The 15,231-nt window shown below is 63.3% G+C and carries 20 protein-coding genes; 16 read left to right on the top strand and 4 right to left on the bottom strand.

What is annotated here, in order from left to right; all coding sequences use genetic code 11:
- The first annotated feature begins 3 nt into the window (after positions 1–3).
- The 5 genes from LQK84_RS21610 to LQK84_RS21630 are packed head-to-tail and all read left to right on the top strand — an operon-like array spanning position 4 to position 4,173.
- On the top strand, positions 4–702 hold the full coding sequence (locus tag LQK84_RS21610; protein ID WP_230830857.1) for a Crp/Fnr family transcriptional regulator: 699 nt from the start codon (positions 4–6) through the stop codon (positions 700–702).
- Positions 699–1,817: an ABC transporter substrate-binding protein gene (locus tag LQK84_RS21615; RefSeq protein ID WP_230830858.1), complete on the top strand. Its 1,119-nt coding sequence runs from the start codon at positions 699–701 to the stop codon at positions 1,815–1,817. Before LQK84_RS21610 ends, LQK84_RS21615 begins: the two co-directional genes overlap by 4 nt.
- Positions 1,814–2,878, top strand: a complete 1,065-nt coding sequence (locus tag LQK84_RS21620) for a FecCD family ABC transporter permease (protein WP_230830859.1) — start codon at positions 1,814–1,816, stop codon at positions 2,876–2,878. The genes LQK84_RS21615 and LQK84_RS21620 overlap by 4 nt, the downstream gene beginning before the upstream one ends.
- Positions 2,875–3,633: an ABC transporter ATP-binding protein gene (locus LQK84_RS21625; protein WP_230830860.1), complete on the top strand. Its 759-nt coding sequence runs from the start codon at positions 2,875–2,877 to the stop codon at positions 3,631–3,633. Before LQK84_RS21620 ends, LQK84_RS21625 begins: the two co-directional genes overlap by 4 nt.
- Before the next feature lie 36 nt (positions 3,634–3,669).
- Positions 3,670–4,173 (top strand): copper chaperone PCu(A)C, encoded by a 504-nt coding sequence (locus LQK84_RS21630; RefSeq protein ID WP_230830861.1) that lies wholly within the window; start codon positions 3,670–3,672, stop codon positions 4,171–4,173.
- Between the two features lie 88 nt (positions 4,174–4,261).
- Here LQK84_RS21630 and LQK84_RS21635 read toward each other — a convergent pair whose 3' ends face one another.
- Complete coding sequence (locus tag LQK84_RS21635; protein ID WP_230830862.1) at positions 4,262–4,570, bottom strand: hypothetical protein; 309 nt, start codon at positions 4,568–4,570, stop codon at positions 4,262–4,264.
- A 325-nt stretch (positions 4,571–4,895) separates the two neighbouring features.
- On the opposite strand from LQK84_RS21635, the gene LQK84_RS21640 reads away from it, so the two are divergent.
- The 3 genes from LQK84_RS21640 (at position 4,896) to LQK84_RS21650 (ending at position 6,048) form a co-directional block, all read left to right on the top strand.
- Positions 4,896–5,120, top strand: a complete 225-nt coding sequence (locus tag LQK84_RS21640) for a hypothetical protein (protein ID WP_230830863.1) — start codon at positions 4,896–4,898, stop codon at positions 5,118–5,120.
- 169 nt (positions 5,121–5,289) lie between these two features.
- Positions 5,290–5,700 (top strand): universal stress protein, encoded by a 411-nt coding sequence (locus LQK84_RS21645; RefSeq protein WP_230830864.1) that lies wholly within the window; start codon positions 5,290–5,292, stop codon positions 5,698–5,700.
- A 30-nt stretch (positions 5,701–5,730) separates the two neighbouring features.
- On the top strand, positions 5,731–6,048 hold the full coding sequence (locus LQK84_RS21650; protein ID WP_230830865.1) for a TraR/DksA family transcriptional regulator: 318 nt from the start codon (positions 5,731–5,733) through the stop codon (positions 6,046–6,048).
- Between the two features lie 266 nt (positions 6,049–6,314).
- Here the strand turns inward: LQK84_RS21650 and msrB are convergent, their stop codons facing one another.
- The 3 genes from msrB to LQK84_RS21665 all read right to left on the bottom strand — a co-directional run bounded on the left by msrB (position 6,315) and on the right by LQK84_RS21665 (position 7,754).
- On the bottom strand, positions 6,315–6,722 hold the full coding sequence (gene msrB / locus LQK84_RS21655) for a peptide-methionine (R)-S-oxide reductase MsrB (protein WP_230830866.1): 408 nt from the start codon (positions 6,720–6,722) through the stop codon (positions 6,315–6,317).
- A 213-nt stretch (positions 6,723–6,935) separates the two neighbouring features.
- Complete coding sequence (locus LQK84_RS21660) at positions 6,936–7,418, bottom strand: type II toxin-antitoxin system YhaV family toxin (protein WP_230830867.1); 483 nt, start codon at positions 7,416–7,418, stop codon at positions 6,936–6,938.
- Positions 7,419–7,421: 3 nt separating this feature from the next.
- Positions 7,422–7,754 carry a type II toxin-antitoxin system PrlF family antitoxin gene (locus LQK84_RS21665; protein WP_230830868.1) on the bottom strand — a complete coding sequence of 111 codons (333 nt, stop codon included), beginning with the start codon at positions 7,752–7,754 and terminating at the stop codon, positions 7,422–7,424.
- A 198-nt stretch (positions 7,755–7,952) separates the two neighbouring features.
- Between LQK84_RS21665 and mbhE the strand changes: the two genes are divergently transcribed.
- From mbhE to LQK84_RS21705, 8 genes are all read left to right on the top strand, one after another.
- Positions 7,953–10,415 carry a hydrogen gas-evolving membrane-bound hydrogenase subunit E gene (gene mbhE / locus LQK84_RS21670; RefSeq protein WP_230830869.1) on the top strand — a complete coding sequence of 821 codons (2,463 nt, stop codon included), beginning with the start codon at positions 7,953–7,955 and terminating at the stop codon, positions 10,413–10,415.
- 38 nt (positions 10,416–10,453) lie between these two features.
- Entirely contained in the window at positions 10,454–10,873 is a 420-nt protein-coding gene (locus LQK84_RS21675) for a Na+/H+ antiporter subunit B (RefSeq protein ID WP_230830941.1), read from the top strand.
- A gap of 2 nt (positions 10,874–10,875) precedes the next feature.
- Positions 10,876–11,253 (top strand): Na+/H+ antiporter subunit C, encoded by a 378-nt coding sequence (locus LQK84_RS21680; protein WP_230830870.1) that lies wholly within the window; start codon positions 10,876–10,878, stop codon positions 11,251–11,253.
- A gap of 302 nt (positions 11,254–11,555) precedes the next feature.
- Positions 11,556–13,118, top strand: coding sequence for a Na+/H+ antiporter subunit D (locus tag LQK84_RS21685; protein ID WP_230830871.1), 1,563 nt, complete (start codon positions 11,556–11,558; stop codon positions 13,116–13,118).
- Complete coding sequence (locus tag LQK84_RS21690) at positions 13,115–13,588, top strand: Na+/H+ antiporter subunit E (RefSeq protein ID WP_230830872.1); 474 nt, start codon at positions 13,115–13,117, stop codon at positions 13,586–13,588. The genes LQK84_RS21685 and LQK84_RS21690 overlap by 4 nt, the downstream gene beginning before the upstream one ends.
- Positions 13,585–13,950, top strand: a complete 366-nt coding sequence (locus LQK84_RS21695; RefSeq protein WP_230830873.1) for a cation:proton antiporter — start codon at positions 13,585–13,587, stop codon at positions 13,948–13,950. The genes LQK84_RS21690 and LQK84_RS21695 overlap by 4 nt, the downstream gene beginning before the upstream one ends.
- Positions 13,947–14,297, top strand: coding sequence for a monovalent cation/H(+) antiporter subunit G (gene mnhG / locus LQK84_RS21700; RefSeq protein ID WP_230830874.1), 351 nt, complete (start codon positions 13,947–13,949; stop codon positions 14,295–14,297). Before LQK84_RS21695 ends, mnhG begins: the two co-directional genes overlap by 4 nt.
- 394 nt (positions 14,298–14,691) lie before the next feature.
- Entirely contained in the window at positions 14,692–15,123 is a 432-nt protein-coding gene (locus LQK84_RS21705; protein ID WP_230830875.1) for a MucR family transcriptional regulator, read from the top strand.
- Positions 15,124–15,231: the final 108 nt, after the last annotated feature.

Here is a 15,231-nt window from a genome sequence, read left to right on the forward strand (position 1 = left end):
TCCATGCTACATGTCAACACACGGCAGGCCTTGCTGCCGCATCCTGTCCTCATTCATCCCGGGCATGTCCCGATCGCTTTGGACAAGCCCCTTCTCCAGTTCATCGCGCCTGGCGACGATGTGGATTGCACGCCGGCAAGCCCCAGGCTTTACCGCGTCATCGACGGCTGCCTCGCCGTCTATCATCTGCTCGCCGACGGCCGCCGGCAGATCACCGATATTGTCGGTCCCGGGCGCACGATTGCCCAGCAGCCGGACCGCGACATTGGCGGCGCGATCAAGGCGCTGACCTTTACCGAGGTCGAAGTTCTTGATCCCACCGCAAACCCGGATCTCGCCACGGAAGCCTCGCTTGATTCGCTCGACCGGCTGGTGCGCCACGCCACGCTGCTCGGCCGCATGAACGCGGCGGAAAAGGTGGCCAACGGGCTCCTCGACCTTGCGGCACAATTTCCCCGCAAGCTGCGCCAGGGGCGGCCGGTGCTGACGCTTTATCTCACCCGCGGCGACCTTGCCGACTGGCTCGGCCTGACGGTGGAAACCGTCAGCCGCACGCTCAACCAGTTCAAGCGCGACGGCGTGATCGACTATGCGCATGCCGAAATCGTGACACTGACCAAAACGGAGCGACTGAAGGAGATCGCCTCCGGCAACAATCCGGCCACCTCGGCCCGCAACAACGGCAAGGGAAAAGCACAATGAAGATCTTCAAGTCACTGGCGCTTTCCGCTGCCGCCCTTCTTCTCGGCGCAGGTGCCGCGCTTTCGTCCACGATCACCGACGTTCTCGACCGCAAGGTCGAGATCGCCGCGCCGCCGCAGCGCATCCTGCTCGGCTTCAACTTCGAGGACTTCATGGCCGTTGGCGGGCCCGGCTCGATCGACCGTGTCGTTGCCGTTTCCGCCCCGGTCTGGCGCGACTGGCGGCCGGCGCAATATGCGGCCTATGTGAAGGCCATCCCCTCCATTGCCGACAAGGTGGATGTGGGCGATGCCGAGGCCGGCACGTTCTCGGTCGAAAAGGCGATTTCGGCCCGGCCCGATCTCGTCATCCTCGCCGCCTGGCAGTTCAAGGCGCTGGGCGAAGCGGTGAAACAGTTCGAGGCGGCGGGCGTTCCGGTCGTCGTCATCGACTATAATGCGCAGACGCTCGACAAACATCTGCGCTCGACGACGGTGCTGGGCGATGTGCTCGGCCAGCCGGAGCGGGCGAAGCAGCTCGGCGATTTTTACAAGGGCTCTGTCGAGGACACGATTGCCCGCGTGAAGGCCGCGCAGGCGTCCGAAAGCGGCCCGCCGAAGAAGGTCTATGTGGAGCTGGCCCAGAAGGGTCCGGGCGAGTTCGGCAATTCCTATGGCGACACGATGTGGGCCGGCGTGATCGACATGGCGGGCGGCACCAATATCGCCAAGGGTCAGGTCGGCAATTGGGGGCCGCTCCGGCCTGAATATGTTCTCGCCGCCGCACCTGACGCCATTTTCCTCTCCGGTTCCGAATGGCTGAACAAGCCACAGGCTGTCTCCGTCGGCTTCGGCGCGGACCCGGCGGTCGTCAACCAGCGGATTGCTGCCTATCTGAAGCGACCCGGCTGGGACCAGCTGCCGGCGGTGAAGATGGGCGAGGTTCACGCCGTCTATCACGGCGGCACGCGCACGCTCTCCGATTTCGTCTATGTGCGCTACATGGCGAAGGTTCTGCATCCGAAGGCCTTTGCGGATGTCGATCCCAATGCGGAAATCCGCGCCTTCTACAAGACCTGGCTGCCGATCGAGGCCAAGGGCGTGTTCATCGAGCAATACAAGGCTGCCGTCCAATGAGCGATGCCGCCGTTCTTGCAAGCCCGGCTTCAGGAACCGCGCGGTCCGGCGCGACGGGGAAACTCGTCGCGCTGGCGCTTTGCGGGCTGGCGCTGGTCGCGGCCCTTGCCGTCGATCTGTCCACCGGGCCATCCGGCATGCCGTTCGAGACGCTGGTGCCGACGCTTCTTGCCGGGCCGCACGGGGCCGACCGCATGGCCGCCACGATCCTCTGGCAGCTTCGCATGCCGGAGGCGGCGATGGCGACACTGGTCGGGGCCTGCCTTGGCCTTTCGGGATTGCAGATGCAGACGATCCTCGACAATCCGCTGGCAAGCCCGTTTACGCTCGGCTTTTCCGCTGCGGCCGGCTTTGGCGCGGCGGTGGCGATCCTGTTCGAACTCAGCCTGCCGCTGCCGGCGCTCTATGCCATCCCGGTGGCTGCCTTTGCGATGACGCTGCTGGCGGCGGCCATCGTCTACCTGATTGCGCGGATGACGGGCGCAAGCCCGGAGGTGCTGGTTCTGGCCGGCATTGCGGTTCTCTTCTTCTTCCAGTCGCTGCAATCCTTCCTGCAATATATGGCCTCGCCGGAAGTGTTGCAGCAGATCGTCTTTTGGCTGTTCGGCAGCCTGCAGAAGGCGACATGGAGCGGGGTGCTGACCGTTTCGGTCATCCTCGCACTCACCCTCCCCTTCATCATCCGCGATTGCTGGCAGATGACGGCGCTGCGGCTTGGCGAGGACAACGCGGCAAGCCTGGGCGTGAAGACCTGGGCGCTGCGCCGCCGCACCTTCGTGCTGACCGCGCTGCTGACGGCGGCGGCCGTCTCCTTTACCGGCACGATCGGCTTTATCGGCCTGATTGCGCCGCATGCGGCGCGCGCGCTGGTGGGCGAGGATCACCGCTTTGCGCTGCCGATGTCGGCGCTGGCGGGCGCGGCGATGCTGGCCGGCGCGTCCGCCTTCGGCAAGGCCGTGTCGCCCGGCGGGGTCATCCCGGTCGGCATTGTCACGGCGGTGATCGGCGTGCCGGTGCTTTTCGCCATACTCATCTTCGCAAAGAAGGGGCGACTGGCATGAGCCTTGAGATCCGCAACATGAATGTGACGCGCGGAGCGCGGAAGACGCTGGCCGATGTCTCGCTGTCGCTTGCCGGCGGCGGGGTGACGGCGGTTGTCGGGCCGAATGGCGCGGGGAAGTCCACCTTCCTCTCGGCCCTCGCCGGCCTGCTGCCGCATGATGGCGCGATAACCTGGAAGGGGGCGGCGCTCGACCGCCGGGCTCTTGCCTATATGCCGCAGAATACCGATGTGCGCTCGGCGCTGACCGTGCTGGAAGTCATGCTGCTCGGGCGACTGGAGCGGCTGGGCGTGCGCGTCGGCGACGAGGATATTGCCGATGCGATGGCGCTGCTTTCCCGTTTCGGCTTATCCGATCTGGCGCCGCGCACCATGCCGACGCTGTCGGGCGGGCAGCGCCAGCTGGTCATGCTGTCGCAACGGCTGATGCGGCGGCCGGAGGTGCTGATCATGGACGAGCCGACCAGCGCGCTCGACATCCGCCACCAGATGGAGGCGCTTGGCCATGTCGAGGCCTATGCGCGCGAAAGCGGCGCGCTGGTTCTCGTTGCGCTGCACGACATCAACCTTGCCGCCCGCTTCTGCGGGCAGATGCTGCTCTTCGCGCGCGGCCGCCTGATCAAGGCCGGCGCGCATGAGGATGTGCTGACGACCGCCACCATTCGCGGGGCCTATGGCGTGGTGGCGGAATTCGTCGCCTCGCCGGCCGGCCACCGGGTCTTCATTCCCACCGGGCTTGCCCCGGCGGGCTTCTGACAACGGAAACACCTGTTTACAAAAGGAGAATACCCCATGAACCTCATCAAGACACTCGGCCTGACACTGGCCGCCGGCCTGCTTGCAACGGCCACCTTCGCCCATGAATACAAGGTCGGCGAACTCGAAGTCGTGCATCCGGCCAGCCGCGCCATGGTGCCGGGCGCAGCCGTCGGCGGCGGCTTCATGGAAATCACCAATCACGGCAAGACCGACGACACGCTCGTCTCCATCACCTCGCCCGCCACGCCGAATGTGCAGCTTCATGAAATGGCCGTGACCGACGGCGTGATGAAGATGCGCCAGCTGAAGGACGGCATTCCGGTTCCGGCCGGCAAGACGGTCGAACTGAAGAAGGGCGGCCTGCATGTGATGTTCATGGACGTGAAGACGCCCTTCAAGGAAGGCGACAAGATCCCGGCCGTGCTGCATTTCCAGAAGGCCGGCGACGTCAAGGTCGAATTCCAGGTCGGCCCGGCCAATGGCGGCGAGATGAAGCACGACATGAAGGACATGAACGGCCAGAAGCCGAAGCAGTAAGCGCTTTTACGCAAAGCTCGGAGGCAGGCCGGTTGGCCTGTCTCATCTTCGCGGCCCAGCTCATTCGGGAAGGCGGGTGCAGGCGGCGCTATTGCGGTCGATCTTCCAGAGCGTTCACTCTCCGGACCACATCACCAACGGTCTCTTCGATCCGCGCCAGAGATCCTTCAAGCGTCGTATGAATATTGGCGAGCGAACCGCCGATCTCCATCTTGATCATCAGCTCGATGTCGTCGCGCAACTCACCCTCCCGGCGCTCGACCCGACGGGTGAGCTCGTACGTGGCGTTCAGGAGGCGCATCATGTCGGAGACGTCTTTGCGGGGAAGCCGCAATTCGTCCATGTTGACCTTGGCCTGCTTTGCGAGAAATTCGATGCTGACTGTTTCTGTCGACATGGCGAACGAACCCGGTTCTTCACGGATGGATGAAGTGTAACCCCTACCCGCCTGGATGACAAATGGCGTTGTCACGGAAGGCGCTGGCCCGACACAAGGACGAGAGCCACGCTGCGGCAGAATGCTGCACTGCGCATTCTTTGCTTTACCACAAATATCGTCCGATTTACTGCGCTACTGGTAAATTGACGAACATCACGGGCAAGACGAAATCCAGGCCAAGCGGCACGATTTCTTCGACCATCTCGCTTTGCATTTCGTCAATTCTTGATCAAACGCAATTCTCGGAAGCCTCCGGCTTTCGGAGCGCTGAAAGGACCGTGTCATGCAGGCTGTCATCTACAATATCCCCGTCTTCGGCTGGATGCTCCGCGAAGCAGCGGACGGACCGGTTGCAGCCAAGCTGCTCTTCGTCATCAACTGCCTGCTGCTCTGGGCGCTTGCCATCACCGTCTTCGGATTTCCGGCGATCATCATTCCGGCATTGGCCGCCGTTGCCGGCATGTTCGTCGTGCTGATCGTGCTCTCCTGGCCCTACCTGCCCGACTGAACGGAGATTCGCCTTGCTCTGGATCAACTGCCGGATTGACAGAGATCAAGCTAAATCTTGATCTCTGTCAATGCGGGATGTGCCGAAAAGGCGGAACCTCCATCTCAAGACGGATGCATTGAAGCGAGGCCTGGAAGCCCCATGATGCATCCGCCCGATGGAGACCATCATGTTCAAGAAAATCATCGTTGCCGTCGATCTGGCACAGGTCGACAAGGGCGTGAAAATTCTGAAGAAGGCCGAAGCGCTGGCCGATGATGGCGGCGAGATCGTGCTTCTGAACGTCGTCGAGGACGTTCCGGGATACCTTACCATCGATGTGCCAGGCCATGTCATCGAGCGGAACCGCCAGCAGGCGCTGGAAACGCTCGACAAGCTGCGTGCCGAGATCAAGGTGCGCACCCGCGCCGAACTGCGCAGCGGACAGGCCGCGAGCAACATTCTGGCCGCCGCCGAGGCGCATCAGGCAGACCTGATCATGGTCGCCTCCCACCGGCCCGACATATCCAACTATTTCCTCGGCTCGACCGCCGACCGCGTGGTGCGACACGCCGACATTTCGGTGCTGGTCGATCGCTGAGCTGTGACAAAGAAACCCGGAGAGAGGGCGATGAACGCCATGAACACGAACGAAGCCAGGTTGCTGGCGCGCAAGGCCGAACTGACCCATCGGCTGGGCAAGATCGAGACCGATCTCGATACGACGCCCAACCCGGACAGCGCGGAGCGCGCCACCGAGCGGGAGAATGACGAGGTTCTGGAAGAACTGGGCCTGCAGGGGCAGATGGAGCTGAAGGCCATCGAGGCCGCGCTGAAGAGGATCGAAGACGGGACCTATGGCACCTGCGTGCGCTGTGGCGGGCAGATCAGCGCCGAGCGGCTGGAAGCCGTGCCGCATGCGGCCCTGTGCCGCGAATGCATGGGGTGAGATCACGGCAGGTCCGACATGGGCTGGGGCGCCTGACATCGGGAACTGCCGAAGAGGAAAACGATGCGCGGGCCGTTTCGGGGGTGAGGCGGTTCAACCCAAATTACCGCGCAACGTCGAGGCCGGGTGTTCACGGGGGCCACCCGGCCTCAATATTTTTGGACTGAGCTGGCGACAGTCTGATGCGACGGAAGCCAGCTCGGCAATCCTTCGAGGCCGCCCCTGCGGGCGGCGCCTCAGGATGAGGACGAGCGGGAGGCCCGACCTTACTTGTCCGGCGTGAAATTCATCGCCGTGCCGTTCAGGCAATAGCGCAGGCCGGTCGGCGGCGGGCCGTCGGGGAAGACGTGGCCGAGATGGGCGTCGCAGCGGGCGCAGCGGATTTCGGTGCGCACCATGAAATGCGAGCGATCCTCGATCTCGGTGATCGCATCCTCCGATATCGCCTTGAAAAAGCTCGGCCATCCGCAGCCGGCATCGAATTTAGTGTCCGACACGAAGAGCGGCGCATCACAGCAGACGCAGGAATAGGTGCCGCGCTCGAACGTGTTCCAGAACGGCCCGGTAAACGGCCGCTCCGTGCCATGCTTGCGCGTTACATGAAACTGTTCCGGCGTGAGCTGGTCGCGCCATTCTTCGTCCGACTTGGTGATGACGGGGACTATGCGTGCCATATGCGCCTCCATGCGACTTGCCTCCCCCGTTTCAGAGCCTGAGCGACCTCAGAAACTGATTCAGCGGGCGGCGTTTTGCCAATTGATTTCGTTGAAGTTACGCGACGTCAGATGGGGATGTCGAGAGCGGATGGCAACGGGGCCAGCGATCAAGCGGGATCAACTTGGTGTGAGGAGCGTGAGGGCAGATGAACGTTCTCCCGGCTTCGACGGTCACTTCGTTGCCTGGTCCAGCCGCGCTATCGCCTTCCCGTCCGACGCCGCGCGCATGAGAGCGTCCCAGTCATCCGGCGGATTGCCGTCGTTCAACATGCCCTTGAAGACGGCATAGGCATCGGTTTTCGAGCCATAGGTTCGAAGCGAGTTCTCGTCGTTGACCCATGCGAAAATGATGATCCTCGATCGGCTGCTATAGCGAAAGAAGAGGCGGAAGCGCCCTGCCCCGAACTTGGCGCGAAACCAGTGACGACGATCTGGGCCAAGTGTGTTGCCTTGCACATAGGCGGTAGATGTCGGGTCGCTCGGGATCTTCGAAAACATCAGCGAGAGCAAGGCCGCCAGCAGCTTGGCATTCGCGTGATCGCCATAGCCATCCGGGTCCTTGCGCTTCAGCGCTTCAACGGCGGCGGTCAGTTTCTCAAGCTGATCAAGCAGAAGCGGATGGGCGTAGACGTTCCAGCCGTTGATGACCGGCATCGCTCAGAGCGCCACGTCGCCGAGGATCGGCGCATCCGGATCGATCTCCAGGCCCTTGGTCGCCTCCACCATGCGCGCGACAAGCTCGGGCGGAAATTCGCGCACATGTTCAGGATGTTTTGCCATGTCTTCGGCCAGAAAGTTCAGGAAGCCGCCGATGACAGGATCATCCTCTTGGTCCTCCGCCTCCTTCTGGATCGAAACCACCCGGTTTTCGTCCACATAGAAGGCGATACGGCCGCCATATTCGACGCCCAGCGCCTCGCGCACGGACTTGGGGATCGTGACCTGACCCTTTTCGGTAATCGCACTGATCTTCTTGAGCAGAGCCGGCATGGCGAAACTCCTTCAAGGCCAAAAGTAAGGAAAAATCCTTACTTTGTCAAGGACGGCATCGATCAACGCCTCCGCGCTGTCCGCCCTCACCATGTCTGCTGTCATGAACAGCCCTCCCCCGAAAAATCCCCTTCGAAGCTTGAGCCTGCCGCCGCATTGCCCTATCCCTTCTCTCCCCGAGGCTGAAATGGAGAGATCATGGCGGCGAGCGATGCGCCATTCATTTTCATAGCCCTGATCGCGCCGTTTCTGGCGGCGGTGGCAGCGCCTGCCTTGACGCGGGTGCTGGGGCATTGGGCGGCGTTGCCGCTGGCGCTGGTGCCGGCCGGGATCTTTGCGTTCTTCTGCCGTGCGCTCGGCGATGTTGCGGGCGGACAGGCGTTCACGGGCGGGTATCTCTGGGTGCCGTCCTTCAATGTCAGCTATTCGTGGCTGATCGACGGACTGTCGCTCACCTTCGTTCTTCTGATCTCGGGCATCGGCGCGCTGATCCTTCTCTATGCCGGCGGCTATCTGAAGGGACATCCGCAGCAGGGGCGGTTCTTTTCCTTCATCCTGATGTTCATGGGATCGATGCTCGGCGTTGTCGTCTCCGACAGTTTCCTCATGCTCTTCATCTACTGGGAGCTGACCTCGATCACCTCGTTCCTGCTGATCGGCTTCGATCATTCGCGCGAGGCGTCGCGCCGCGCGGCGATCCAGGCGCTGGTGGTGACGGGCGGTGGCGGGCTGGCGCTGCTGGCAGGACTGATCCTCGTCTGGAACGTCACGGGGGTGAGCACCATTTCGCTGCTCATCGAATATGCCCCGGCGCTGAAGGCGAGCCCGTATTACTTTGCGGCCCTGCTCCTGATCCTCGGCGGCGCATTCACCAAGTCGGCGCAGTTTCCGTTCCATTTCTGGCTGCCCAACGCGATGGAGGCCCCGACCCCGGTCTCTGCCTATCTGCATTCGGCGACCATGGTGAAGGCAGGCGTGTTCCTGCTCATGCGGCTGCAGCCGGCCTTTGGCGACACCGCCCCCTGGGAGACGATCCTGCCGGTCTTCGGCGGCGCGACGCTGCTCGCCGGGACAGTGATCGGCCTGCGCCAGACAGACCTCAAGCTGATGCTTGCCTATACGACGGTCGCCTCGCTCGGGCTTCTCGTCATGATGACCGGCTTCGGCACGCCGCATGCGCTGGAAAGTGCGGCGCTCTATCTCGTCGCCCATGCGCTGTTCAAGGGCGCCCTTTTCATGGTGGCGGGCGCGGTCGATCATGAGGCCGGCACGCGCGACATCACGCGGCTTGGCGGGCTCTGGCGGGCGATGCCGGTGACCTTTGCGGCAGCGATGCTGGCGGCGCTTTCCATGGGCGGGTTGCCGCCGTTCCTCGGGTTTCTCGCCAAGGAAGAGGTCTATGAGGCGCTTGCCGGGGGCAATCCGCGCGCCATCGCCTTCACACTTGCGGCGGTGATCGGCAACGGGTTGATGTTCGCGCTTGCCTTCGCCGTGGCGCTGAAACCGTTTGTCGGGGCGGAACGCCCGCTGCCGGGGCCACATCATGGGTCGGAGGCTGGCACGGAGGCTGGGGCACCCCCCTCTGCCCTGCCGGGCACCTCCCCCGCAAGGGGGGAGATCGGCCAGAGGCACCCGCCCCATATCCACGAGGCCCCGTTCCTTATGCTCATCGGCCCGGTCGTGCTGGCGATTTCAGGCCTGATGGCCGGCATCTTTTCCGGCGCGTTCCACGCAGCGATCTCCGCGCCCATGGCCTCGGCGATTGCGCATGAGGCGCGGGAGATCACCATTTCGGCGATCCCGCATCTCTCCCTGCCCTTCGCTCTCTCGCTGGCGACGATTGCGCTTGGCGTCATCGTCTATCTTCTCCTCGACCGGGCGCGCGAGGCTGCGGCTGCGGCGCTGGAATCGATCGGCTGGGGGCCGGACCAGGGCTTCGACCAGGCCATGCGCGGCCTGATCCGGGGCGCGCATCTTGTCACCACGCGCATCCAGGCCGGACGGCTGGAAACCTATATCATGGTGGTCTTCATCACCATTGCCGCAGCACTGCTGCTGCCGATGGCGATCTTTTCGGAATGGCCGACCTGGCCCGCCTGGCCCGCGGATGCGGGCTTCCATGAGCTCGTCATCTTCGCGATTGCGGTGATCGGCCTCTTCGCGGTCGTCGTCGCCGGCGACCGGCTGACGGCGATCGTGTCGCTCGGCATCCAGGGCTTTTCCGTCGCCGTGATCTTCATGCTCTATGGCGCGCCGGATCTCGCCTTCACGCAGTTCATGGTGGAGACGCTGTCGGTCGTCATTCTGGCGCTGGTCATGACACGGCTGGACCTGCAGCCGAGCGATCACCGGCATGGGCGCGAACTCGTCAAGGATGCCATCATCGCGCTTGCCTGCGGCGTCGGTTTCGCCGCGCTCCTGCTGCGGGCCGTGCAGGCGCCGTTCAACACCTCGCTGACCGATTTCTTCAATGCATGGTCCAAGGTGGTCGCGCATGGGTCGAACGTCGTCAACGTCATCATCGTCGACTTCCGCGGCACGGATACGCTGGGCGAAATCGCGGTGGTGACGATCACCGGGCTTGCGATCCTCGCGCTGATCCGCATTCGCGGGACCGGCACCGTGAAGCCGGCGGACAACGATCCGGAAAGGAGCGCCTGATGGACACGTCCGGCACGGGACGCAGCGCAAGACGCGGCATGGACACGCTGATCTTCCGCACCATGGCGCCCTATCTCACGGCGCTGATGGTGCTGTTTTCCGTCTTCGTGCTGCTGCGCGGCCATAACGAACCGGGCGGCGGCTTCATCGGCGGGCTGATCGCGGCCTCGGCCTTTGCCATTCTCGGCATTGCCAGCGGCGTTTCGGCGGTCCGGCGGGCGCTGTGGTTCGATCCGATCACCATTGCGGCGGCCGGGCTTGCGGCATCGGCGCTGGCGGGCATCGTCTCGCTGTTTGCCGATGTGCCGTTCATGACCGCACTCTGGGTGTTTCCCAACATTTTTGGCACGGAAGTCGCGCTATCGACGCCGATGCTCTTCGATATCGGCGTCTATCTGGTGGTGACGGGGGCGATCACCGCGATCGCGCTGGCGCTTGAAGAACGGGAGGATGACTGATCATGGAAGGGTTCATGGCCATCGTCGTCGGGATTTTCTTCACCGTCGCGATCTATCTCATGCTGTCGCAATACATCATCCGCATCCTGCTGGGCGTCGCAATCCTCGGCAATGCGGTGAACATGCTGCTCTTCATCGCTGGCCGGGTGACGCGCGAGGCGCCGCCGATCATCGGCAAGGGCATGGAAACGCTCCCCGCGAGCGCCGCCAATCCGCTGCCGCAGGCGCTGATCCTGACGGCCATCGTCATCTCGTTTTCCTTCTTCGCCTTCCTGCTGGTGCTGGCCTATCGCGCCTACCAGACGCTGAAGACCGACGACACGCAGCAGATGCGTCTCGCCGAGCCGGAAGACGCAAGCCCGCCGCCGCTCGGCTATTGAGTGGGAGGGGACAGGATGAACTTGAATCGGACTAGCAACAGGCAGCGGAGGTCTTGGCACCCCCCTCTGGCCTGCCGGCCATCTCCCCCGCAAGGGGGGAGATTGGACTGTAGCAAGCGCCGCATGTCGTCTCCCCCCTTGTGGGGGAGATGGCGGCAGCCAGAGGGGGTCTTCGCCACAAGCGCAGGTGCCAGCTTGGCCAAAGTCCCCTCCCCAACCCTCCCCACAAGGGGGAGGGAGAGTGACCGTCGTGCCCGACACGCAATCCAGAACCAATACAAACCGCGGCAAGGAAACTGCTGATGGCCACCAGCAGCATTCCCCTTGAAGCGCTTGAAAAGTCGATGACGCTCGCGTCGGTTCCGGCAGCGCATTGGCTGGTCATCGCGCCGCCCGTCTGGTGCCTGCTGCTGGGCGCGATCCTCATCATGACGCGCAAGCGCATGGACCTGCAGGCATGGCTCGCGATCCCGGCGCTGGCGGGCCTCGTGCTGATCGATGCGGGCCTGCTCGCGGCCGTCATCCGCGAGGGGCCAATCACCATGGTCATGGGCCGCTGGCTGCCGCCCTTCGGCATCGCCTTCACGGTCGACCCGACCGGCGCGCTGTTCAACCTGACGGCGGGCATTGCCGCCCTGGCCGGCGGCATCGCGGCGCTGGGCGATATCGACCGGACGCGGCGGGCCTATGGCTTCTTCCCCTTCCTGTTCCTCATGGTCGGCGGGGTTTCGGGCGCGTTTCTGACCGGCGACATCTTCAACCTCTATGTCTGGTTCGAGGTGCTGCTGATCTCCTCCTTCGGCCTGATCATCCTCGGATCGGAGCGCGAGCAGCTGGACGGCGCGACGAAATACGCGATCCTCAATCTCATCGGCACGACGCTGTTCCTGATTGCGGTCGGCATTCTCTATGCGGTCTTCGGCACGCTCAACATGGCCGACATTGCGGCCCGCGCGCCCACACTCGGCGCCTCGGCACCGATGATGACGCTGAGCCTCGTCTTCATCACCGCCTTCCTGATGAAGGCGGCTGCCTTCCCGGTGAATTCCTGGCTGCCGGCCTCCTATCACACGCCGCGCATCGTGGTGGCCGGGCTCTTTGCCGGGCTGCTCACCAAGGTTGGCGTCTATGCGCTGATCCGCGTGATGGTCATGCTGCTTCCGCAGGAGGCCAATGCCTATTCGACGCTCATCGGCGTGATCGCCGCGCTCACCATGATCACCGGCGCGCTCGGTGCGCTGGCGCAGGCGGATCTGCGGCGCATGCTGGGCTACATGGTGATCACCGGCATCGGCATCATGCTGGCGGGCATTTCGTTCGGCGCCCAGACGGCGATTTCGGCGACGCTCTTCTATGCGCTGCATTCGATGATCGTCATGCTGGCGCTCTATCTGATGGTGGGCGTTGCCGGGCGGATGGGCGGGTCCTTCTCGCTCCACGATCTTTCGGGACTTTATGCGAAGAGCCCGCTGCTCTCGGCAATCGCGCTGGCGCTGTTCTTCTCGGTTTCCGGCCTGCCGCCCTTCTCGGGCTTCTGGCCGAAGGCGATGCTGATCAAGGCCGCATTCGATTTCGGCGCCTGGTGGCAGGGCGCGGTAATCCTCGTTTCGGGCCTCCTGACCACCATTGCCGCGACGCGCGCCTTCGCGCTCGGCTGGTGGCGGATGCCGGCTTCCGGCACGGTCGAACCGGCGCGGATGCTGGCGAGCGAACTCATCCCGCTTTCAGCCCTCACCCTCCTGTCGCTCGGCATCGGGCTTTATCCCGAGCCGCTGCTGGCGCTGGCGCAGACTGCAGCCGCCGGCCTGCTCGAGCCGACGGCCTATCTCCATTCCGTCTTCCCGCAGGGAGCGCCCACGCCATGACGCGACTGGTAGTCCTTCTCCTCTTCACGCTGGTCTGGGCGGCTATCACCGGCTCGTTCACCGCGCTCAATCTCGGTTTCGGGCTGGTGCTGTCCGGTCTCGCGCTCTTCCTGATCCGCGAAAACGTGCAGCCGAGCGGGATCGCCATCCGTCCGCTCAAGGTGGTGGCGCTCATCCTCCTCTTCCTCAGGGAACTGGCGCTTTCGGCCTTCAAGGTGGCGGTTCTGGTGACGAGACCGAAGATGAACCTGAAGCCCGGCATCTTCGCCTTTCCGCTGCGGGTGAACCGCGATTTCGAGATCACGCTGCTGGCCAATCTCATCACGCTGACCCCGGGCACGCTCTCCGTCGATGTTTCCGACGACCGGCGCTTTCTCTATGTCCACGCGCTCGACTGCGCCGATGCCGAGGCGGCCATCCGCGACATCGCGGACGGGTTCGAGGCGAAGATCCTGGAGGCGTTTCGATGACGGCGGGCGACCAGATCCTGCAAGCGGCCATCTGGTTTGCGCTGATCGCGCTGCCGATCGCCTTCCTGATGACCGTCATCCGCGTCATCCGCGGCCCGAGCCTGCCCGACCGGGTCGTGGCGCTCGACATGCTGGTGGCGATCGCCATCGGCTTCATTGCCGTGATCGCGCTGAAGACCGGTTTCCACCTCTATATCGATATCGCCATGGCGCTCGGCCTCGTCGGCTTCCTGGCGACCATCGCGTTTGCACGCTTCCTGCTGACGACGGCTGGCAAGGTGAAGGCGGGCACGCCGAAGCCCGGCGTCGAAAAGTCCGGCAAGGTGAAGCGCAGGTCGGTGACCGGGAGGAAAAGACGATGACGCTCTGGCTTGCCATTCCGGTCAGCATTCTCCTGGTCGCGGGGTCGACATTTTCGGTTCTCGCGGCACTCGGTCTCCTCCGCCTGCCCGACGTCTATACGCGGATGCATGCGGCCTCCAAGGCGGGCACGGTCGGCTCGGGGCTGCTTCTGATGGCCGCCGGCCTCGGCTCGCAGGATCCGGCGATCCTCGTGCGGGCGTTTGCCGGTTTCATCTTCTTCATCCTGACGGCGCCCGTCTCCGCGCATCTGCTGGCGCGTGCGGCGCATCTTGCGCAGGTGCCGCTGACGAAGGCGAGCGTGCGCGACGACTACGGGCGCGACGCGAACGGGGATCGGTTGAAATAGTTACACCGGCTGCACAACTGGCAAGACACAATGTCCTATCGCGGGACGTGGATGTTGCCTGCATTAACATTCTGCCTGTTCTATTCGTGTATCGTCAGGGTCAATTGTTACGGATTGGTTAGAATTGATAAAATCCCCTTATTTCCATATGGACTTTTACTGAAACGGTGGTAATCACGACAACTGTAAAGGTTGTGCTTCGCCGGAATTTCCTCTCCGTGCCTTTGCGCCCAGAGGATTATGCAAGAACTAAAGTGGACATAGACTTCGATGCGTCCCCTGGTCAGCATCGGCGACACGATACTTTTTTCGCAACTATCCTTCGAATGACGGATAGATCTAGCTTTGTGAGAGGCGCGCTTCGGGCGTTTCGCACCATCTCTAGGAGAATCATATGACAGAAAACGTCAAAACCCCGGATCAGGGACTTCTTGTCGAGCTGACCTCGGATATCGTATCCGCCTATGTCGGCAATCATGTCGTTCCCGCGAGCGACCTTCCCAACCTGATCGCAGAGGTCTTCACCGCCCTGTCGAACACGTCTTCGCCCGCTCCCGCTGTAGCCGTTGTCGAAAAGCCGAAGCCGGCCGTTTCCGTCCGCCGTTCCGTGCAGGACGACCAGATCACGTGTCTGGAATGCGGTGGCTCGTTCAAGTCGCTGAAGCGCCACCTGATGACGCATCACAACCTGACCCCCGAACAGTACCGCGAAAAGTGGGATCTGGCCTCCGACTATCCGATGGTCGCTCCCGCCTACGCACAGGCCCGCTCGCGCCTTGCCAAGGAAATGGGCCTCGGCCAGAGCCGCAAGGGTCGCGGCCGCTAAGATTTGCGCAAGCCGCGTCGGACCCTGATGGGTCTTGCAGTCGATGCTTGCGATGACGACAATGAAGCGTGGACGCGATTCTTCGAGGTCGCGACACGCTTTCTCTAT

Source organism: Rhizobium sp. C4 (assembly GCF_021026315.1).
In the GTDB taxonomy this organism is placed as follows: Bacteria; Pseudomonadota; Alphaproteobacteria; order Rhizobiales; family Rhizobiaceae; genus Ensifer_A.